A 21797-nucleotide genomic window follows, 5' to 3' on the forward strand; every position below is an offset into this window, starting at 1 on the left:
ACTCATTATTGTTGTTGAGCGACTTGAGCCGAATTTAGCAGGTCTGACTTTTCGGTCAATTGTTTTCTGACTTAAAGGTCAGGAAAAGCCGTTTTGTCGCTCAACCACGTGTCTCTTCAGTATTGACCCTCATTGGATCAAGCGCTTTTTTGCGGGATTCGTGCCAAAAACCGCTGTGCGGGCACTCCGCCATGACCGCGCATTGCGCTACACTGCGCCGCTTGTGCAGATCGAAGAGTTTGAAGGACAACCATGACGTTCAAGGCGCCGGACAGCCTCGCCGAGCAAATCGCTCACCACCTCGCCGAACGGATCATTCGCGGCGAAATGAAGCCGGGAGAGCGTATCCAGGAACAGAAGGTCACGCTGGCGCTGAACGTCAGCCGCGGCTCGGTCCGCGAAGCCTTGCTGATCCTCGAGCGCCGTCACCTGATCGCGATCCTGCCGCGCCGCGGCGCCCACGTCACAGAGCTGACGGCGCACAAGGTGCAGAGCCTGTGCACGTTGATGAGCGAGCTGTACATCCTGCTCGGCAATGCAGTGGCCAATGGCTGGCAAGTCCAGGCCGACATGGCGCCGTTCGTGCAGATCCAGCAACGCCTGACCGCCAGCTACGAGCGTCAGGACATCCGCACCTTCGTCGACGACAGCTTCAACGTGATGCGCGCCGCGTATCCGTTCGCCAACAACCCGTACCTGCAGGAAACCGTCGAAAACCTGCAACCGGCCATGAGCCGTGCGTACTTCCTCGCGCTGGAGCAGCGCAAGGCCGAGATGAGCGAGTTCCTCGAACTGTTCGAACGCTTGCTGGCCGCCGTCCTTGCCCGTGACCTGCCGCAGATCCGCATCGTGCTGACGGCTTACGCCCAGCGCAGCTGCGATCTGGTGGTGTCCGCCCTGACGGTTGCCTGACCTTGCGCCTCAAGTGCATCAAGCTGGCGGGGTTCAAATCCTTCGTCGACCCGACCACGGTGAACTTCCCCAGCAACATGGCGGCAGTCGTCGGGCCGAACGGTTGCGGCAAGTCGAACATCATCGACGCCGTACGCTGGGTGATGGGCGAAAGTTCGGCGAAAAACCTGCGCGGCGAGTCGATGACCGACGTCATCTTCAACGGCTCGACCAGCCGCAAACCGGTGAGCCAGGCGAGCATCGAACTGGTGTTCGACAACTCCGACGGCACGCTGCTGGGCGAGTGGGCGGCGTACGCGGAAATTTCGATCCGCCGCAAAGTGACCCGCGACAGCCAGACCACTTATTACCTCAACGGCGCCAAATGCCGTCGTCGCGACATCACCGACATCTTCCTTGGCACCGGCCTCGGCCCGCGCAGTTACTCGATCATCGAGCAGGGGATGATCTCCAAGCTGATCGAGTCCAAGCCCGAAGATCTGCGTAACTTCATCGAAGAAGCCGCCGGCATCTCCAAGTACAAGGAGCGCCGGCGCGAGACCGAAAACCGCATCCGCCGCACCCACGAAAACCTTGCCCGTCTGACCGACCTGCGCGAAGAACTCGAACGCCAGCTCGAACGCTTGCACCGTCAGGCCGAGGCCGCCAGGAAGTATCAGGAATTCAAGGCCGAAGAGCGCCAGCTCAAGGCGCAACTGTCGGCCTTGCGCTGGCAGGATCTGAACGATCAGGTGGGCCAGCGCGAATCGATCATCGGCAACCAGGAAATCAGCTTCGAAGCGCTGGTCGCAGAACAACGCAACGCCGATGCGGCGATTGAACGCCTGCGCGACGGTCACCATGACCTGTCCGAGCGCTTCAATCTGGTGCAGGGGCGCTTCTATTCGGTCGGCGGCGACATCGCCCGGGTCGAGCAGAGCATCCAGCACGGTCAGCAGCGTCTGCGTCAGTTGCAGGACGACTTGAAGGAAGCCGAACGCGCGCGCCTCGAAACCGAATCGCACCTGGGCCACGACCGCACGTTGCTGCTGACCCTCGGCGAAGAGCTCGATCAACTGACCCCCGAGCAGGAAATCACCAACGCCGCCGCCGAAGAAGCCGCCGCTGCGCTGGAAGATTCCGAAACCGTCATGCACGGCTGGCAGGAGCAGTGGGACGCCTTCAACCTGACCGCCGCCGAACCCCGTCGTCAGGCCGAAGTACAGCAGTCGCGCATCCAGCAGCTGGAAACCAGCATGGAGCGTCTGGCTGATCGGCAAAAGCGTCTGGGCGAAGAGCGGGCGCTGCTGTCGGCCGATCCGGAAGACGCGGCAATCATGGAACTCAGCGAACAGCTCGCCGAGTCCGAGGCCACCCTTGAAGATCTGCAGACCAGCGAAGAAGCCCAGGTCGAAAAGCTTGAGCAGCTGCGACAGGAATTGCAGCAGGCACTGACTGCGCAGCAGCAGGCGCAGGGCGATTTGCAGCGCCTCAATGGTCGCCTCGCATCGTTGGAAGCCTTGCAGCAGGCCGCGCTCGATCCGGGTACCGGCACCGCCGAATGGCTGAAGGAACACAACCTCGCCGAGCGTCCGCGTCTGGCCGAAGGCCTCAAGGTCGAGGCTGGTTGGGAGCTGGCGGTGGAAACCGTGCTCGGCGCCGACCTGCAAGCGGTGCTGGTGGATGATTTCGATGGTTTCGATCTGTCCGGTTTTGCCCAGGGCGATCTGCGTTTGCTCAGTCCCGGCAATGACGGCGTGCGCATGCCGGGCAGCCTGCTGGACAAGGTCGAGGCGCAGGTCGATTTGTCGCCCTGGCTCGCTCAGGTCAAACCGGTCGACAGCCTTGAACAGGCGCTGGCCCTGCGCAGCCAATTGGCCGCCGGGCAGAGCCTGATCAGTCGCGACGGTTATTGGGTCGGCCGGCACTTCCTGCGGGTACGCCGCGCCAGCGAGGCCGAAAGCGGCATGCTCGCGCGCGGTCAGGAAATCGAAGCGCTGCATCTGGAACGCGAAGAACGCGAAGCCACGGTCGAGGCCATGGAAACCCGTTTGCAGACCCTGCGCGCGCAACAGCGTCAGCAGGAAAACGGCCGCGAACATCTGCGTCGTTTGCTGCAAGACGAGGCCCGCCAACAAGGCGAATTGAAAGCCCAGCTGTCCGCCGGCAAAGCCAAGGCCGAACAGTTGAACCTGCGCCGCACCCGTCTCGATGAGGAACTGGTCGAACTCGCTGAACAGCGTGCGCTGGAGCACGAAAGCATCGGCGAAGCGCGGATCCAGTTGCAGGACGCCCTCGACGCCATGGCCCTCGACACCGAGCAGCGCGAATTGCTGCTGGCCCAGCGCGACAGCCTGCGCGAGCGGCTGGATCGCGTGCGTCAGGAAGCCCGTCAGCACAAGGACCACGCCCATCAATTGGCCGTGCGTCTCGGCTCGCTGCGGGCGCAGCATGATTCGACCCGTCAGGCCCTTGAACGTCTGGAAATGCAGGCCGAGCGCCTCACTGAAAAACGTGAACAGCTCAGTCTTAATCTGGAGGAGGGCGAGGCACCGCTGGAAGAGCTGCGCCTGAAACTCGAAGAGTTGCTCGACAAGCGCATGAGCGTCGACGATGAACTCAAGACTGCTCAAATCGCCCTGGAAGACGCCGACCGTGAACTGCGCGACGCGGAAAAGCGCCGGACCCAGGCCGAGCAGCAATCGCAATTGATCCGTGGCCAGCTCGAACAGCAACGCATGGAATGGCAGGCCCTGACCGTGCGCCGCAAGGCGCTGCAGGATCAACTGCTGGAAGACGGCTACGATTTGCATGGCGTGCTCAATACCTTGAGCGCCGAGGCCAGTGAGAAGGAGGCCGAAGAAGAACTGGAACGCATCGCCGCACGCATTCAGCGCCTGGGCGCGATCAACCTCGCGGCGATCGACGAATACACGCAACAATCCGAGCGTAAACGTTATCTGGATGCTCAGGACGCCGATCTGGTCGAGGCGCTGGAGACTCTGGAAAACGTCATCCGCAAGATCGACAAGGAAACCCGTAACCGTTTCAAAGATACCTTTGATCAGATCAATGGCGGTTTACAGGCTCTTTTCCCGAAAGTTTTCGGTGGAGGGCGCGCCTATTTGGAACTGACGGGCGAAGATCTACTCGATACAGGGGTGACGATCATGGCGCAGCCGCCCGGAAAGAAGAACAGCACCATCCATTTGCTGTCCGGCGGCGAAAAAGCCCTGACCGCACTGGCGCTGGTTTTTGCGATCTTCAAGTTGAATCCGGCACCGTTCTGCATGCTCGATGAAGTTGACGCACCACTGGATGACGCTAACGTTGGACGCTACGCACGATTGGTCAAAGAGATGTCGCAGACCGTGCAGTTCATCTATATCACCCACAACAAGATCGCCATGGAAATGGCTGACCAGTTGATGGGCGTGACGATGCACGAGCCGGGTTGTTCGCGACTGGTAGCCGTGGATGTCGAGGAGGCGATGGCAATGGTGGATGCCTGAGCCGGCGCTGTCGGAAAAGGTATTTGTAGTCTGTAGGACATATTTACCGGCTTCGACTTGCTGGCCAATCGACATAATCGCGCAAGCCAATGAGACAGACGGTGTAAAGTTGTCTTTGGTCGTGCTAGTTTAATGTCAATTTTTCGTATACGTGGGCAAAACGCCTGTCAGAACATAGAGTTGGCGCCACGTTTTAAAGCGGTTTGCACAATGTAAACCCCTTATTTTTCAGCATTTTTTATAGAGGCACGGGATTACATGGAAATCGGTCTGCGCGAGTGGCTGATCGTCATCGGCATCATTGTGATAGCCGGTATTCTTTTCGATGGCTGGCGCCGTATGCGCGGCGGCAAGGGAAAACTGAAATTCCGTCTTGACCGAAGTCTGTCCAACCTGCCGGACGAGGACACCAGCGCTGAGCTGTTGGGCCCGGCCCGCGTGCTGGATACCCATAAAGAGCCGCAACTGGACGAACACGACCTGCCATCGGTAAGCATGCCGGCCCGCGAACCACGCGAGCCTCGCGAATCCGGTTCCAAGCGCGGCAAGCGGGGCGGCAATGGTCCGGCCCAGGGCGACCTGAACCTTGATCTGGATCTGGACGGCGGCCCTAGCTTCAGCAGCCGCGACGATGATTTCGTCGAGCCTGCCGCCAAGGCGTCGCCGGCAGTGGCCGATAAAGATCAGCCGCAAGCCGAAGAAGTGCTGGTGATCAGCGTGATCTGCCGCGATCCGGCCGGCTTCAAAGGCCCGGCACTGCTGCAGAACATTCTGGAAAGCGGTCTGCGTTTCGGCGAGATGGACATTTTCCACCGTCACGAAAGCATGGCCGGCAACGGTGAAGTCCTGTTCTCCATGGCCAACGCGGTCAAGCCGGGTATCTTCGATCTGGACGACATCGACCATTTCAGCACTCCGGCGGTGAGCTTCTTCCTCGGCCTGCCAGGCCCGCGTCATCCGAAGCAGGCCTTCGACGTGATGGTCGCGGCAGCGCGCAAGCTGTCCCAGGAACTGAACGGCGAATTGAAAGATGACCAGCGCAGCGTCCTGACCGCGCAGACCATCGAGCACTACCGTCAGCGCATCGTCGAATTCGAACGTCGCGCCCTGACCCAGAAGCGTTGATTGAAAAGGTTGCCTCGCGATAAAGAGGCAATCGGCAAAATAGATTGAGCAGCCTCGGCTGCTCTTTTGCTTTATGAGAGAACACCCATGACTGCCGCCAAAGACCGCATTCTAGAGCTGCGCGCTGAACTCGATCAGCACAACTACCGTTACCACGTCCTCGATGAACCGAGCATTCCGGATGCCGAGTACGACCGGTTGTTCCACGAGCTCAAGGCGCTGGAAGCGGCCAACCCGGAACTGATCACCAGCGACTCGCCGACCCAGCGCGTCGGCAGCGTGGCGTTGACCGCGTTCACCCAGGTGCGTCACGAAGTACCGATGCTCAGCCTCGGCAACGCCTTCGAAGAAACCGACATGCGTGAGTTCGATCGCCGGGTGACCGAAGGTCTGGACTTGCCGGCCGGCGACCTGTTCGGCGGTGGCGCGGCGGTGGAATACAGCTGCGAGCCGAAGCTCGATGGCCTGGCGGTCAGCCTGTTGTATCAGGACGGCTTGCTGGTGCGCGGCGCCACCCGCGGCGACGGCACCACCGGCGAAGACATCAGCGTCAACGTCCGCACCGTGCGCAACATCCCTCTGAAGCTGCACGGCACAGGCTGGCCGGCGACCCTGGAAGTGCGCGGCGAAGTGTTCATGTCCAAGGCCGGTTTCGAACGCCTCAACGCCTCGCAACTGGAAGTCGGCGGCAAGACCTTCGCCAACCCGCGCAATGCTGCCGCCGGCAGCCTGCGTCAGCTGGATTCGAAGATCACCGCCAACCGCCCGCTGGAATTCTGCTGTTACGGCATCGGACAGGTGTCCCACGATATTTCCGACACTCACATCGGCAACCTCAAGCAACTGCAAGCCTGGGGCCTGCCGATCAGCCACGAATTGAAACTGGCCAAGGGCATCGGCGAATGCCTGGATTATTACCGCGATATCGGTGAGCGCCGGAACGCGCTGGCTTATGAAATCGATGGCGTGGTGTTCAAGGTCAACAGCATTGCCGACCAGCGCGAACTGGGCTTTCGCGCACGTGAACCGCGCTGGGCCATTGCGCACAAATTCCCGGCGATGGAAGAACTCACCGAATTGCTCGACGTGGAATTCCAGGTCGGTCGTACCGGTGCTGTCACGCCTGTGGCGCGGTTGAAACCGGTCAAGGTGGCCGGCGTCACCGTGGCCAATGCCACGCTGCACAACATGGACGAAGTCGCCCGGCTGGGACTGATGATTGGCGACACAGTGATCATTCGCCGCGCCGGTGACGTGATTCCGCAAGTGGTACAGGTGGTGACCGAGCGTCGTCCCGAAGATGCGCGGCCGGTGCAGATTCCCGAGAGCTGCCCGGTGTGCGGATCTCACGTCGAGCGCACGCAACTGGTCAAGCGCAGCAAGGGCAAGGAAACCATCAGCGAAGGTGCGGTGTATCGCTGCGTCGGCCGACTGGCCTGCGGTGCGCAACTCAAGCAGGCGATCATTCACTTCGTCTCCCGTCGGGCGATGGACATCGAAGGACTTGGCGACAAGAGTGTCGAGCAACTGGTCGACGAAGGTCTGGTCAGTTCGCCGGCCGATCTCTACGCCCTGAAGTTCGACGACATCGTCGACCTGGAAGGCTTTGCAGAGGTGTCGAGCAACAAGTTGCTGGCCGCCATCGAAGACAGCAAGAAACCGGGGTTGGCGCGCTTCATTTATGCGCTGGGCATTCCGGATGTCGGCGAGGAGACGGCCAAGGTGCTGGCGCGTTCGCTGGGGTCGCTGGAGCGTGTTCAGCAAGCCTTGCCGCAAGTGCTGACGTACCTGCCGGACATCGGCCTGGAAGTGGCCCACGAGATTCACAGCTTCTTTGAGGATGCGCACAACCAGCAGGTGATCACCGAGTTGCTGGGTCACGGTTTGCAGATTCAGGATCAGGGTGAGCTGGGCGCCGAGTTTGCCGCCAGCACCACCCTGGGCGGCTTCCTCGACAAGCTGCACATTCCTTCGGTCGGGCCGGGCGGGGCGCAGAAGCTGGCGGACAAGTTCGAGTCGCTGGAAGGGGTGATGAACGCTGACTGGCTGGACATGCGCCAGGCATTGCCGGAGAAGCAGGCCAACTCGGTTCGCGAGTTTTTCGCCTTGCCCGAGCATCGTCAACTGGCTGAAGACGCCGAGAAGCAACTGCGCGCTTTTGGCATGCACTGGAAGAGCGAAAAGAAAGTCGTCGAAGGCCTGCCGCTGGCCGGGGAAACCTGGGTGTTGACCGGCAAGGTCGAGCTGATGAGCCGCGACGTCGCCAAGGAACACCTGGAAAGCCTCGGCGCCAAGGTCGCCGGCTCCGTGTCGGCCAAGACCCACTGTGTGGTGGCCGGGCCGGGTGCCGGGTCGAAACTGACCAAGGCCAACGAACTGGGCGTGAAAGTGATGGATGAAGAGGCGTTTATCGCGTTCCTGAAAGGGCACGGTATTTCCGCCTGACGCAACGCGCGGGAACGATCAACTCGCGGGAATGATCTAGTCTTGGCAAGCCCAAGGGAGAGATCGCCATGTACCGCTTTTTCGAGCAGCTCAGTTCCCGCATTGTCGCGCCGTTCATGGGCGAATCCTCGCGCAACAGCAAGGTCTGGCCGTGTCGTTGCGGCCAGTCGCTGTTCTTTCGCAACAGCCAGTGCCTGGCCTGCAACGCGGCGCTGGGTTATCAACCGGAACACAGTCGGCTGACGTCGCTGCAACCGGGGCCACAGGAAGGCACCTGGACGCTGGACGTCGATCCCGAGGCCGGGCTGTTCCGGCGCTGCGCCAACCTCGATACCCCGGCGGCCTGCAACTGGCTGCTGCCCGCCAACGATCACGACACACTGTGCGCGGCCTGCGCTCTGAACCGCACCATCCCCGATCTTTCCGTCCCGGAAAACCCCGAACGCTGGCGCAAGGTGGAAATCGCCAAACGCCGACTGGTGGCGCAACTGATCAGCCTCGGCCTGCAGGTCATCCCGAAAACCGTCGATGAAGACACTGGTCTGGCGTTCGATTTCATCGGCGTCGATCTGCAAGGCAACGCGCCCATCACCGGCCATGCCAACGGCCTGATCACCCTCGACATCGCAGAAGCCGACGACGCCCACCGCGAGCGGGTCCGGGCGCAGATGCACGAGCCTTATCGCACGTTGCTCGGGCACTTTCGCCATGAGGTCGGGCATTACTACTGGGATCGACTGATCGACAACGGCCCGTGGCTGGGTTCGTTCCGCAACCTGTTCGGCGATGAACGCGCCAGTTATGCCGAGGCGCTGGAGCGGCATTATCAACAGGGCGCGCCGGCGGACTGGTCGCAGCATTACGTCAGCGCCTACGCCACCATGCACCCGTGGGAAGACTGGGCGGAAACCTGGGCGCATTACCTGCACATGATGGACGCGGTAGACACGGCGCTGGGTTTCGGCATGAGCGCCCGGGAGATGGACCTGGATTACCAGCCGTTTCCGTCGAGTACGCTGTACGACCCCGAACATCCCGGCGGCACGGCGTTCCTGTCGTTCGTCAACGCGTGGATCGAACTGGCGGGCATGCTCAACGAACTGTCGCGCAGCATGGGCCAGCCGGATTTCTATCCCTTCGTCCTGCCGCCGGCGGCGATCGCCAAGCTGCACTTCATTCATCTGGTGATCCAGCAGGAGGGCGGCCGCGCGGACGAGGTGCTTCAGGCGCAATAGCAAGTGCTTGAAGCCCTTCATATTTTTAATCTGCAACCAGCGGTTGTAACTTCGTCTCAGATAGGTACAATGGCGCGGCTCGCCGACAGGTGAGTGTCGTTATGGTGACCCTATCGGTCCCCCCGCAACGATTACCCGTGAACCTGGTCAGAGCCGGAAGGCAGCAGCCACAGCGGGAACATTGTGTGCCGGGGTGTGGCTGGTAGGGTTACCACCTTAACGAACATCGAACGAATCGACACCGAACTGCATGGGTTTCGCCCACTGCGGTTTTTTTATGCCTGCGATTTGGCGGTTCGTACCCAACCCCCTGCTCGTGAGGGCGCCGACACGGGGTAATCATTTGCTCTTCAATCGCGCATACTCGCAGCCACCGAAATAAATGAAGAGTCTGGCCAGGATCGACCCAGCAAGGTCTGCGCCCTGGCCGCGAGGTTTTATGCTCCCGGAACATTCCGATCTATCCAGCCCTGTGTTCTTGCCCGTCACGGATGAAACCTGCGCGAACCTGTTGCAGGCGAGTGGCACCAAAGCCCTCGAAGCCCTGACCGATCCCGAGTTGGCGGCAGTGCTGGTCATCCAGAATCTGGTGCAGACGTCAGAGCAGGATCTCGGTGCAGCTGCGGCTGAGAAGATTCTGGCCAAGCTCTTGTCCTGGGCTGTCGAAAAACGTCAGTCATCGACTGCCGGTCTGCTGTCCGAGGCGCAGCGACTGTTCGACCCGCGCAAACTGTATTTCGGCCTGAAGGTTCTCAAACCTCTGAACCTGCGTTTTCTGCTTTGCGAAGAAGTGTCCGCACGCGATTATTTGTTGCCCGATGGTCAATGGGATTTCGAATACAAGGTTCGGCGCCATCGCCGTCATGACCCGTTCAGCCAGCCGATAGTGACGCCCCGGCACCGTGAGCGCTGGTTGAGCCCGGCCCAGGACAAACTGGTCAGGACCTTTCGCGCCAACCTGGATGAAGACCTGCACGTTCAAGGCTATGCAGGAATCGGCAAAAGCCATCTGCTGGTGGCGCTGCTGGAACATCTTCGCCCGGAAAAGACCCTGTTGCTGGCGCGCACTCCGGCCAAGCTGGAAGTCCTTCGCCAGCGCATGGTGGGGTCAAGCGAGAAGAAGGCCGGCAAAACCTTTCTGGCATTTGCACAGTCGCTGATGCTCGGTCGCAGGCCTCAGGCCGAGGGGGCAGCTCGAGTCCCGAGTCGGCAGGCACTGGCACAGGAACTGAACATCTACGGTTTTCGCCACTACGACGGGCAGGCGACCCTTGAGCTCTGCCTCAAAGTGATCGAGCGCTACTGCCGTTTCCGCGACCACACTTTTTCCGCTAAGCATCTACCGCATTTCAACCAGCCGCTCTCGAGCGTGGATGCTCAGGTTCTGTTGGAGTATTCGAGCCGGGTGTGGGGCTACCTTGAGCTCAATCCGGCATGGGGCAGTCAGACCGGGTTCGAAGCGCTACTGATGATCAAGCGGGCCTGCATTGCCGGCTGCGCGGTGTCATCACGCTACACGCACGTGCTGATCGACGAGAGTCAGGACATTCCCGGGTCACTGTTACAGATCATCGAACGTGGCCGCCAAGTGTTGATCACCCTCGGCGACGAGTACCAACAGGCCAGCGGCGTGCCGGTCAAACGCCAGCGTGAGGTTCGCCAAAGCGATATCAGCTATTCCGTGCGCTCGGGCCGCAACGTCGAACGGCTGGTCAATCCGCTGATCGCCCGGCACTCGCAGAAGGGCAAGATTCCGTTCGAAGGCGCCAGTGATGCTGACGTCGTCATCAAGGAATATCCGGAAGGTTTCGTGCCATCCGAAGGTAGCGTCGTGCTGACGGCATCGCCCTGGGACACCATGATCTGGGCCATCCACCTGCACGATTCCAATTGCAAGTTCAGATTCTCCGACAAGCGAACTCAGGATGATCTGAAACATTTCATGGCCACGGCCATCGAACGGTTCAAGCCGGAGTTCTACCGCTCCGAATTCAGCGAAAATGGCGTGCACCCGTACTTCAGCGACCTGCCCGACTGGCAAGCCGTGTGCGACGCCAATCAGTTCGACGAGTCGTTTTTGCGGGTCAAGGCCAAGCTGGAAAACGGCTTCATGATTGCCGATCTGACGCGCCTGAACCGAATGATCGACAACGCCGGCAACAGTTGCCTGCTGATGCTGGCGGAGGAGGCGGGTGGCATGGAGTTCGACAAAGTGCTGCTGACTCCCGGCCTGCTGACAAACGAGAAATTCAAGGATGCCTACGCGTTCGATCAGCGGATCTGCGCCGTTTACATCGCCATCTCCCGCGCCAGGCTGAAGCTCTATGTGCCGTACGATGTGGTTGCGTGGGTCGAGTATCACGAATACCAGAAATTCCGCGATACGGCGGGGCATTGATGGTCTGGCTCACGGTTCGCCACCCGCGCTGCCGGTATACAACCGAATAATGTCATCAATCTCCCCCGACATTTTCATCCGCAGCAATGTCCTCAATATCCGCTGCACCGGCACATTCGGATCATTGCGCACATAGCAGCCGACCTGCTGCTCCTGCAATACCGCCACCGCTTGCAGTTGCTGCCCCGGCAGCAGGCGCTGGTTGAACCAGTCCAGGGTCCATTGATTGCTTACGGCGTAGCGGTAACGGCCAGCCAGCAGTTTGTCCAGGACCTGTTCCTGATTGCGCGCATCTTCGCGCCATAACCGGTCGGCGTCGAACAGTGGCTGAAGCGTGGGGTAGCTGTAACCGAGCACGGTGCCGATCGACTGACGGGGAAGGTCGGCCGGGTCGGACTGGGTCGGCAATCCCTGACGACTGATCAGCAGGTCGCGCTGGAAGAACAGCGGGATGCTCCAGATGTAATCGCCGGACAGGTTCGGCAACCAGGATTGTGCGGCATAGCAGCGCACGTCGACTTCGCCGTGTTCCATGGCGTTCTGCACCCGGGCGCGGGGCAGGACGTGAAATTGCGCCGGCACGCCGACCTGGGTCGCCAGGCTGAGCATCATGTCGTAGAGGATGCCCTGGGTCGGACGGCCGCGTTCGATTTGCACCATCGGCATCGCCCAGCTGTCGGCAACGACGAAGCGCAGCGGCGGTTGCGACGCCATCGCGCTCAGGCTCAATCCCAGTAATGCCCCCACGGCCCACCGCATAAACGCTCCGGTAATTCCCGATCCCGAGCCGACAAAAGCCCTCGCCCATGCAGCTTAGCCAGAATAGACGAGCACACCGGATGCAATTTTGCCCTTGCTCCGCTAGCATTAGCCGCTTCTGCTTCCTTTGCCGCGACGGTTTTCGATGAGTTATCAGGTTCTTGCACGTAAATGGCGTCCGCGCTCGTTCCGCGAAATGGTCGGCCAGACCCATGTGCTCAAGGCTCTGATCAATGCCTTGGACAGCCAGCGTCTGCACCACGCCTACCTGTTCACCGGGACGCGGGGCGTCGGCAAGACCACGATTGCGCGGATCATCGCCAAATGCCTGAACTGTGAAACAGGTATCACTTCAAGCCCCTGCGGCGAGTGTTCGGTGTGCCGCGAGATCGATGAAGGCCGCTTCGTCGACCTGATCGAGATCGACGCCGCGAGCCGGACCAAGGTCGAGGACACCCGCGAGCTGCTCGACAACGTGCAGTACGCCCCGAGCCGCGGGCGCTTCAAGGTCTACCTGATCGACGAAGTGCACATGCTCTCCAGCCATTCCTTCAATGCGCTGCTCAAAACCCTCGAAGAGCCGCCGCCCTACGTCAAGTTCATCCTGGCGACCACCGACCCGCAGAAACTTCCGGCAACGATTTTGTCGCGATGCCTGCAGTTCTCCTTGAAGAACATGACGCCCGAGCGTGTGGTCGAGCATTTGACGCATGTCCTGACCGCCGAAAACGTACCGTTCGAAGACGACGCCCTGTGGCTGCTCGGCCGCGCGGCCGATGGTTCGATGCGCGACGCCATGAGCCTGACCGACCAGGCCATCGCCTTCGGTGAGGGCAAGGTTCTGGCCACCGACGTACGGGCGATGCTCGGCACGCTGGACCATGGTCAGGTCTATGACGTACTGCATTCCTTGATCGAGGGTGACGCCAGGGCGTTGCTCGAAGCCGTGCGTCATCTGGCCGAACAGGGGCCGGACTGGAACGGCGTGCTCTCGGAAATTCTCAATGTGCTGCACCGTGTCGCCATCGCCCAGGCGTTGCCGGAAGGTGTCGACAATGGCCACGGCGATCGTGACCGGGTGCTGGCACTGGCCCAGGCCCTGCCGGCCGAAGACGTGCAGTTCTACTACCAGATGGGCCTGATCGGTCGCCGTGACTTGCCGCTGGCGCCGGACCCGCGAGGCGGTTTCGAAATGGTGCTGCTGCGGATGCTGGCCTTCCGACCCGCAGATACGGCGGACGCCCCGAGGCAACCGCTAAAGCCAGTGGGGATCAGCCAGGCCACAGTTGATTCCGCAAACTCAGTGGCTGCCGCGCCTAAACCTGCGCCGGTAGTTGCTGCGGCTGTTGCGCCGGCGCCAGCGCCGGTGGTTGCACCTGCGCCGGCTCCTGAGCCTGCACCGGTTGCCCCGGTGCTTGCGCCTGAACCCGTTCCTGAGCCCGAGCCCGAGCCGGTCGCCGTCGAAGAAGTCGTCGATCTGCCGTGGAACGACCCGGTAGAGCCGGCGCCTGTGCAGCAGCCAGCGGTCGAGCCGGTGCTGGAAACCACCGCCGAGCAGCCGGACCTGCCGCCAATGCCGCTGCCGACCCCGGACAGCGTCGTGCCGGACGCACCGGAGTGGGCCGCCGCGCCGATCCCCGAGCCATCGGTAGCCGACGTCGATGCCGCCACGCCGGGCATGGACATGGATGACGAGCCGCCGCTGGACGAGGACTACATCGAGCCGGACATGGATTCGGCCTACAGTTACCTCGACGATCTGGCCAGCGAACACGCGGCCGATCCGGTGCCGGAGCCCGAGCCGGAACCTGCCGCCGCGCCGGCCACCGGTCTGGCGCTGCAATGGCTGGAGCTGTTCCCGCAACTGCCGATCTCCGGCATGACCGGCAGCATCGCCGCCAACTGCACGCTGATCGCGGTCGATGGCGACAACTGGCTGATGCACCTGGACCCGGCCCACAGCGCCTTGTTCAACGCCACCCAGCAGCGTCGTCTGAACGATGCGCTGAACCAGTTCCACGGGCGCACGCTGACCCTGACCATCGAGCTGATCAAGCCCGAGCAGGAAACCCCGGCCCAGGCCGCGTCCCGGCGCCGTGCCAACCGTCAGCGCGAGGCGGAGGAATCGATCCACGGCGATCCGTTCATCCAGCAGATGGTGCAGCAGTTCGGTGCGGTCGTGCGACACGATACTATTGAACCTGTCGACGCCCTGGTCAGTCAGGGCTAATAACTGAGAGCGTCCGGCCTGTGTGGCCGGGCGCTGTTTTGATCCAAGTACTTTTGAGGTGATTCCCATGATGAAAGGTGGCATGGCCGGCCTGATGAAGCAGGCGCAGCAGATGCAGGAAAAAATGGCCAAGATGCAGGAAGAGCTGGCCAACGCCGAAGTCACCGGCAAAGCCGGTGGCGATCTGGTCACCGTGGTCATGACCGGTCGTCATGACGTGAAGAAAGTCAGCATCGACCCGAGCGTACTGCCGGGCCTGGATGAAGACGACCGCGAAGTGGTCGAGGATCTGGTGGCCGCTGCCGTCAACGCCGCCGTGCGTCAGATCGAAGCCAACAGCCAGGCGAAAATGGGCAGCATGACCGCTGGCATGAACCTGCCGGCCGGTATGAAACTGCCGTTCTGATTCGCCTTGGCGGGTTGGATGAGCTACAAAAATGCCAGGCATCGCGCCTGGCATTTTTGTTTCCGGCCGGTAGAGATGTGTTGGCTGTAATGACGCCTTCGCGAGCAAGCCCGCTCCCACATGGGATTGCATTTCAAATGTGGGAGCGGGCTTGCTCGCGAAAGCGTCAACACGATTTGCCGGAATAAACATCGAACACCCCACCGCCCCAAGGGTCTGCTTCCTATACCCTCGAATTCACCCTTCACAGGAGACGCTGACATGTCCGACCCTCTGACCCTCAATCAACGCTTCGTGCTGGCCTCGCGGCCGGTGGGCGCGCCGACGCCCGAGAACTTCCGTCTGGAGCGTGAGGCGCTGCCTGACCTTGAAGACGGCCAGGTGTTGCTCAAGACCCTGTACCTGTCGCTCGATCCCTACATGCGCGGACGCATGAGTGACGCGCCGTCCTACGCGGCGCCGGTACAAATCGGCGAGGTCATGACCGGCGGGGCTGTCAGCCGGGTCGAACAGTCGCGTCATCCGAAATTCCACCCCGGCGATCTGGTCGTCGGTGCCACCGGCTGGCAAAGCCACAGCATCAGCGACGGCCGCAACATCATCCCGATCCCGTCCGGCCTGCCGAGCCCGTCGATGGCGCTCGGTGTGCTGGGCATGCCCGGCATGACCGCGTACATGGGACTGATGGACATCGGCCAGCCAAAAGAAGGGGAAACCCTGGTGGTTGCCGCTGCGTCCGGCGCGGTGGGTTCAGTGGTAGGCCAGGTGGCGAAGATCAAAGGCCTGCGCGCCGTTGGCGTGGCCGGTGGAGCCGAGAAATGCAAGTACGTGGTCGAGGAACTGGGCTTCGACGCCTGTATCGATCACAAGGCGCCGGACTTCGCCGAGCAGTTGGCCAAAGCCTGCCCGAAAGGCATCGATATCTACTATGAAAACGTCGGCGGGCATGTCTTCGATGCCGTCGTCCCGCTGCTCAATCCCAAGGCGCGGATCCCTCTGTGTGGCCTGATTGCCGGTTACAACGCAACGGAAGCGCCGAATGGCCCGGATCGCCTGCCTGCCTTGCAGCGCACCTTGCTGACCAAGCGCGTACGGATTCAGGGCTTTATTGTGTTCGACGATTACGGCGACCGTCAGCCGGAATTCATCAGCGCCATGGTGCCGTGGGTGCGCGATGGCAAGGTGAAATTCCGCGAAGACGTGGTCGAGGGCCTGGAGCAGGCGCCGCAAGCGTTTATCGGACTGCTGGAGGGGCGCAACTTCGGCAAACTGGTGGTGAAGGTCGCCCAGGACTGAGGATTTGACGCTGGCCGGAGGCGCGGGTATAAACCGCGTCTCGTTGTTTTGTCGGACTTTTTCCCCATGAGCTTCAGCCCTTTGATTCGCCAACTGATCGACGCCCTGCGAATTCTGCCGGGCGTGGGTCAGAAAACTGCCCAGCGTATGGCGTTGCAGTTGCTCGAACGTGACCGCAGCGGCGGCACGCGCCTGGCCCAGGCCTTGAGTCAGGCCATGGAAGGGGTCGGACACTGCCGCCAGTGCCGTACGCTGACCGAAGACGATCTGTGCCCGCAATGCGCCGATACGCGCCGTGACGACACGCTGTTGTGCGTGGTGGAAGGGCCGATGGATGTCTACGCGGTCGAGCAGACCGGATTCCGTGGCCGTTACTTCGTGCTCAAGGGGCATCTGTCTCCGCTGGACGGGCTCGGCCCGGAGGCCATCGGTATTCCGCAGTTGATGGCACGGATCGAAGAGGCGGGCACTTTTACCGAAGTCATCCTCGCCACCAACCCGACCGTGGAAGGTGAAGCCACTGCGCACTACATTGCCCAGTTGCTCAACAACAAAGGTTTGATCGCCTCGCGCATCGCTCACGGCGTGCCGCTGGGCGGTGAACTGGAGCTGGTGGACGGCGGCACGCTGGCCCACTCGTTTGCCGGGCGCAAGCCGATTTCCCTCTGAACCCCACAATCCTGTTGAAAACCAAGCAAGCGCTCGGTTAAGTTCGGCGAACCCTTCCATGGAGTTCGCCGATGCCCGCCTTCCAGGAATACTTCGACCTCAGCCACCAAATGGTCCGCGACAGCGTCAGACGTTTCGTCGAGCGCGAGATCCTGCCGGACATCGATGCGTGGGAGGAAGCCGAGAGCTTCCCCCGTGAGCTGTATCTAAAGGCCGGTGCAGCCGGCATCCTCGGCATCGGTTATCCCGAAGCACTGGGCGGCAGTCACGAGGGTGACCTGTTCGCCAAGATCGCCGCCAGCGAAGAACTGATGCGCTGTGGCTCCGGCGGGCTGGTGGCCGGACTCGGCTCGCTCGACATCGGTTTGCCGCCGATCGTCAAATGGGCCCGGCCCGAAGTGCGTGACCGCGTCGTGCCTCTGGTACTCAGTGGCGAGAAGATCAGCGCCCTGGCGGTGACCGAGCCGGGCGGCGGTTCCGATGTCGCCAACTTGCAGACCCGCGCCGTACGCGATGGCGATCATTACCGGGTCAGCGGCAGCAAAACCTTCATCACCAGCGGCGTGCGCGCCGACTTCTACACCGTCGCGGTGCGTACCGGCGCGCCCGGTTTTGGCGGCATCAGCCTGTTGTTGATCGAGAAGGGCACACCCGGTTTCGCCGTCGGCCGGCAGCTGAAGAAAATGGGCTGGTGGGCGTCGGACACGGCTGAATTGTTCTTCGACGATTGCCGGGTGCCTGTAGGAAACCTGATCGGAGCTGAAAACATGGGATTCGCGTGCATCATGGGCAACTTCCAGAGCGAGCGTCTGGCCTTGGCGCTGATGGCCAACATGACCGCGCAACTGGCACTGGAAGAGAGTTTGAAGTGGGCGAAGGAGCGTGAGGCGTTCGGCAAACCCATCGGCAAGTTCCAGGTGATCAAGCATCGCCTCGCGGAAATGGCCACGGCGCTGGAGGTCTCACGGGAGTTCACCTACCGGCAGGCGGCGAAGATGGCGGCGGGGCAGAGCGTGATCAAGGAAATCTCCATGGCCAAAAACTTCGCCACGGACACCTCGGACCGCATCACCACCGAAGCGGTGCAGATTCTTGGCGGGTTGGGTTATATGCGCGAAAGTCTGGTGGAGCGGCTGTATCGGGATAACCGCATCCTGTCGATTGGCGGCGGGACGCGGGAAGTGATGAACGAGATCATCAGCAAGCAGATGGGACTTTGATCTGTTGTGAGGATCGAGGCCCCATCGCTAGCAGGCTAGCTCCCACATTTGGAATGCATTCCCTTGTGGGAGCTAGCCTGCTAGCGATCGCGTTCGAAAGGGCGCTACTTATTTATCAGTCAACGCAAACTGCGTCAGGCAGAAAGTAGGAATCCCCATGTCCTCCAGACGCTGCGAACCACCCAGCTCTGGCAGATCGATGATCGCCGCCGCTTCATGAACGCGGGCGCCCATGCGACGGATCAGGTTGGCCGCTGCGAGCAGCGTGCCGCCGGTGGCGATCAGATCATCGAACATCACCACCGAATCGCCTTCGCACAGGCTGTCGGCGTGCACTTCCAGAAACGCTTCGCCGTACTCGGTCGCGTAACCTTCGGCCAGCACGTCCGCCGGCAGCTTGCCTTGCTTGCGGAACAGCACCAGCGGCTTGTTCAACTGATAGGCCAGCACCGAACCGATCAGAAAACCACGCGCATCCATCGCGCCGATGTGGGTGAAGTCGGCTTCCACGTACCGGTGGGCGAAACTGTCCATCACCAGGCGCAAAGCCTTGGGCGACTGGAACAGCGGGGTGATGTCGCGAAAGATCACGCCCGGTTTCGGGAAATCGATCACAGGGCGGATCAGGGATTTGATGTCGAAGGAGTCGAAGACCATCGTCGAGGTGTCCTGGCAGGGCTGCAAACGGCGCAGTATACCCGCGGCTGAAACGATACGCTCGGCCGCGGGACGAGATCAGACTTCGAGCGAGCCGCCGGCCAGGGCGCAGAGCTGGATCGGGTCGAGGATATGGATTTCCTTGCCCTCGGCGGCGATCAGTTCGTTCTGCTGGAAGCGGGTGAAGACCCGGGACACGGTTTCCACCGCCAGCCCCAGGTAGTTGCCGATTTCATTGCGCGACATGCTCAGGCGGAACTGGTTGGCCGAGAACCCGCGAGCGCGGAAGCGTGCAGACAGGTTGACCAGGAACGTGGCGATGCGCTCGTCGGCGGTTTTCTTCGACAGCAGCAACATCATTTGCTGATCATCGCGGATTTCCCGGCTCATTACGCGCATCAACTGACGGCGCAGTTGCGGCAATTGCAGGGCCAGTTCGTCGAGGCGTTCGAACGGAATTTCACAAACCGAAGTGGTTTCCAGCGCCTGGGCGGAAACCGGGTGTTTCTCGGTGTCCATGCCGGACAGGCCGACCAGTTCGCTCGGCAGGTGGAAGCCGGTCAGTTGCTCTTCGCCGGTGTCGCTCAGGCTGAAGGTCTTCAGGGCGCCGGAGCGTACTGCATAAACGGAATCGAAGGTGTCGCCCTGGCGGAACAGGAACTCACCCTTTTTCAACGGGCGGCCACGTTTAACGATTTCGTCCAGCGCATCCATGTCTTCCAGATTCAGCGAAAGTGGCAGGCAGAGAGGGGCCAGGCTGCAATCCTTGCAATTAGCCTGGTTATGAGCGCGCAGTTTAACTGGCTCGGACATTTCTTAAATCCTTGTGGGAAAACACACATAAGGCGTAAGGGTAACCCAGCGGAGGACATTCAGGCCAGCGATTGCCTGCACGGCATAAAGCTGCAGGGACGACGGCCGATAAACAGGTATCTGACGGCTTGCAAGGAACCGCTTCGATGACTGCTATTGGTACGCTGCCCCCCGGTAACAACGGCGTTGCGTCGTTGCCGGAAAGTGCAGAGACCGCCCTCGGCCATAAGGCCGGCACAGATGAAGCATCATTGGGAACCCCGACCTTGGTCGAGGGCGTCAAAGTGTCGCTGTCCGGTGCCGCCATTGAAAAATCCGCCGGTGCCGGCGGGAAAAACCGTGATATCGAAGAAAGCGGTTTGCCGGAAAACGTTCAGCAATTGCTGAAGATGATTCGCAAGTTACGCCAGCAGATCGCCGAGAAGAACGCCCAGATCAACGCGCTGATGGCCAGCAAGACCCTCTCCAGCGAAGAGCGATTCGCCAAAATCTCAGCTCTCAAAGGCGTCATCTCTGCCCTCAACAACGGCCTGATCACCGCCAACCTGTCCCTGGCCAAGGTCATCGGCCAGTCGGGTCTGACCTCGGACCAGAACCTGAAAACCAACGCCTTGCTGATGAAAGGTTAAATCACCCGCGAGAACCGCTGACGGTTCTGCTGTTCCAGGTACGCATCGAACACCATACACACCGAACGCACCAGCAATCGGCCGGCCGGCAGCACGGTGATGCGCTCGCGATCCAGTTCGATCAGCCCGTCCTGCGCCATGCCCTGCAACTGCGGCCAGAGCGCGCCGAAGTAACCCTGAAAATCGATGTTGAAACTGCGCTCGATCTCGGCGAAATCCAGGCTGAAGTTGCAGATCAGTTGCTGAATCACTGCGCGGCGCAGGCGGTCGTCGGCATTGCACACCAGGCCACGACTGGTGGCCAGTTGTGCGCCCGCGAGGGTGTTCTGGTAGTGATTGAGATCGCTGCTGTTCTGGCAGTACAGGTCGCCGATCTGACTGATCGCCGACACGCCAAGACCGATCAGGTCGCAATGACCGTGGGTGGTGTAGCCCTGGAAGTTGCGTTGCAGGGTCGATTCTTCCTGGGCAATCGCCAGCTCATCGTCGGGCAGGGCGAAGTGGTCCATGCCGATGTAGCGGTAGCCGGCAGCAGTCAGTTGTTCGATGGTGCGTTGCAGCATTTCCAGCTTTTGCGCCGGGCTCGGCAGTTCGTTGCCGTTGATCCGCCGCTGCGGCATGAAGCGTTCCGGCAGGTGCGCGTAGTTGAACACCGAGAGCCGGTCCGGTTGCAGGCTGATGACTTCCTCGACGGTGCGGGCGAAGTTGTCCGGCGTCTGTTTGGGCAAACCGTAGATCAGGTCGATGTTGATCGAGCGAAATTGCAGGGTACGCGCCGCGTCGATCACCGCGCGGGTTTCTTCCAGGCTTTGCAGGCGATTGACCGCCCGCTGTACCGCCGGGTCGAGATCCTGCAGGCCGATGCTGACCCGGTTGAAGCCCAGCTCACGCAGCAGGCCCATGGTCGACCAGTCGGCTTCGCGCGGGTCGATCTCGATGCCGTAATCGCCGGAGTCGTCATCCAGCAGATTGAAATGCTTGCGCAGGTGCGCCATCAGTTGCCGCAATTCATCGTGGCTGAGAAAGGTCGGCGTGCCGCCACCGAAGTGCAGTTGCTCGACTTTCTGCGCCGGGTCGAGGTGGCAGGCGATCAGCTGGATTTCCTGCTCGAGCCGTTGCAGATACGGCAACGCTCGGCCGCGATCCTTGGTGATGACCTTGTTGCAGGCGCAGTAGTAGCAAATGTTCGCGCAGAACGGCACGTGCACGTACAGCGACAGCGGGCGCAGGGCCTTGCGGCTGTCGCGCAGGGCGTGAAACAGGTCGAAGGTGCCGACCTGACTGTGAAATTGCACGGCCGTCGGGTACGAGGTGTAGCGCGGCCCCGCCAGGTCGTAGCGGCGGATCAAATCGGTGTCCCAACGAATGGCGTCGAGCATGCGGGCATTCCCCCGGATAGGCTGGCAGTGTGCCGAGTCTAGGGGGGAGCGCGAAAAGGCATCTTGATTTGCATCAACGGGGAGGATTTGTATAAGTCATGCGGCCCCATCGCGAGCAGGCTCGCTCCCACGG

At 61.3% G+C, this 21797-nt stretch carries 16 protein-coding genes and 1 other RNA gene; 13 read left to right on the plus strand and 4 right to left on the minus strand.

All coding sequences use genetic code 11. The features are described 5' to 3' along the window. Window positions 1-252 precede the first annotated feature (252 nt). The 7 genes from NE357_RS09205 to NE357_RS09235 all read left to right on the plus strand — a co-directional run bounded on the left by NE357_RS09205 (window position 253) and on the right by NE357_RS09235 (window position 11606). Complete coding sequence (locus NE357_RS09205) at window positions 253-912, plus strand: GntR family transcriptional regulator (protein ID WP_065259722.1); 660 nt, start codon at window positions 253-255, stop codon at window positions 910-912. A 2-nt stretch (window positions 913-914) separates the two neighbouring features. Continuing rightward, window positions 915-4403, plus strand: a complete 3489-nt coding sequence (smc, locus tag NE357_RS09210; RefSeq protein WP_169429576.1) for a chromosome segregation protein SMC — start codon at window positions 915-917, stop codon at window positions 4401-4403. A 258-nt stretch (window positions 4404-4661) separates the two neighbouring features. Continuing rightward, window positions 4662-5528, plus strand: a complete 867-nt coding sequence (gene zipA / locus NE357_RS09215) for a cell division protein ZipA (protein ID WP_169429577.1) — start codon at window positions 4662-4664, stop codon at window positions 5526-5528. An 87-nt stretch (window positions 5529-5615) separates the two neighbouring features. Continuing rightward, window positions 5616-7973 (plus strand): NAD-dependent DNA ligase LigA, encoded by a 2358-nt coding sequence (ligA, locus tag NE357_RS09220; RefSeq protein WP_169429578.1) that lies wholly within the window; start codon window positions 5616-5618, stop codon window positions 7971-7973. A 68-nt stretch (window positions 7974-8041) separates the two neighbouring features. After that, window positions 8042-9208, plus strand: a complete 1167-nt coding sequence (locus tag NE357_RS09225) for a zinc-binding metallopeptidase family protein (protein WP_169429579.1) — start codon at window positions 8042-8044, stop codon at window positions 9206-9208. A gap of 111 nt (window positions 9209-9319) precedes the next feature. Continuing rightward, window positions 9320-9416: signal recognition particle sRNA small type (ffs, locus tag NE357_RS09230), an RNA gene on the plus strand. 231 nt (window positions 9417-9647) lie between these two features. After that, window positions 9648-11606, plus strand: a complete 1959-nt coding sequence (locus tag NE357_RS09235; RefSeq protein ID WP_169429580.1) for a hypothetical protein — start codon at window positions 9648-9650, stop codon at window positions 11604-11606. A gap of 9 nt (window positions 11607-11615) precedes the next feature. On the opposite strand, the gene NE357_RS09240 is transcribed toward NE357_RS09235, so the two are convergent. Further along, window positions 11616-12365: a substrate-binding periplasmic protein gene (locus tag NE357_RS09240; RefSeq protein WP_169429581.1), complete on the minus strand. Its 750-nt coding sequence runs from the start codon at window positions 12363-12365 to the stop codon at window positions 11616-11618. 145 nt (window positions 12366-12510) lie between these two features. Here NE357_RS09240 and dnaX point away from each other — a divergent pair, with 145 nt between their 5' ends. The 5 genes from dnaX to NE357_RS09265 all read left to right on the plus strand — a co-directional run bounded on the left by dnaX (window position 12511) and on the right by NE357_RS09265 (window position 18186). After that, window positions 12511-14595, plus strand: coding sequence for a DNA polymerase III subunit gamma/tau (gene dnaX, locus NE357_RS09245; RefSeq protein ID WP_169429582.1), 2085 nt, complete (start codon window positions 12511-12513; stop codon window positions 14593-14595). A 67-nt stretch (window positions 14596-14662) separates the two neighbouring features. Beyond that, window positions 14663-15001, plus strand: coding sequence for a YbaB/EbfC family nucleoid-associated protein (locus NE357_RS09250; RefSeq protein WP_007951650.1), 339 nt, complete (start codon window positions 14663-14665; stop codon window positions 14999-15001). 261 nt (window positions 15002-15262) lie between these two features. Further along, window positions 15263-16297 carry an NADP-dependent oxidoreductase gene (locus NE357_RS09255; protein WP_169429583.1) on the plus strand — a complete coding sequence of 345 codons (1035 nt, stop codon included), beginning with the start codon at window positions 15263-15265 and terminating at the stop codon, window positions 16295-16297. Between the two features lie 66 nt (window positions 16298-16363). Continuing rightward, a complete protein-coding gene (gene recR / locus NE357_RS09260; protein WP_085711931.1) occupies window positions 16364-16966 on the plus strand; it encodes a recombination mediator RecR in 603 nt (200 codons plus the stop codon). A 71-nt stretch (window positions 16967-17037) separates the two neighbouring features. Next, a complete protein-coding gene (locus NE357_RS09265; protein WP_169429584.1) occupies window positions 17038-18186 on the plus strand; it encodes an acyl-CoA dehydrogenase family protein in 1149 nt (382 codons plus the stop codon). A gap of 108 nt (window positions 18187-18294) precedes the next feature. On the opposite strand, the gene NE357_RS09270 is transcribed toward NE357_RS09265, so the two are convergent. Next, window positions 18295-18843: an adenine phosphoribosyltransferase gene (locus NE357_RS09270; protein WP_169429585.1), complete on the minus strand. Its 549-nt coding sequence runs from the start codon at window positions 18841-18843 to the stop codon at window positions 18295-18297. Window positions 18844-18921: 78 nt separating this feature from the next. Beyond that, window positions 18922-19656 (minus strand): fumarate/nitrate reduction transcriptional regulator Fnr, encoded by a 735-nt coding sequence (gene fnr / locus NE357_RS09275; RefSeq protein WP_007951654.1) that lies wholly within the window; start codon window positions 19654-19656, stop codon window positions 18922-18924. 146 nt (window positions 19657-19802) lie between these two features. Here fnr and NE357_RS09280 point away from each other — a divergent pair, with 146 nt between their 5' ends. After that, the gene (locus NE357_RS09280; RefSeq protein ID WP_169429586.1) at window positions 19803-20285 is read left to right on the plus strand and encodes a hypothetical protein; all 483 of its coding nucleotides are present in this window, start codon (window positions 19803-19805) and stop codon (window positions 20283-20285) included. On the opposite strand, the gene hemN is transcribed toward NE357_RS09280, so the two are convergent. After that, on the minus strand, window positions 20282-21664 hold the full coding sequence (gene hemN, locus NE357_RS09285; protein WP_011333280.1) for an oxygen-independent coproporphyrinogen III oxidase: 1383 nt from the start codon (window positions 21662-21664) through the stop codon (window positions 20282-20284). The two genes, NE357_RS09280 and hemN, sit on opposite strands and share 4 nt — an antisense overlap. Between the last annotated feature and the right edge of the window lie 133 nt (window positions 21665-21797).

It is taken from the genome of Pseudomonas sp. G7(2022) (assembly GCF_052660475.1).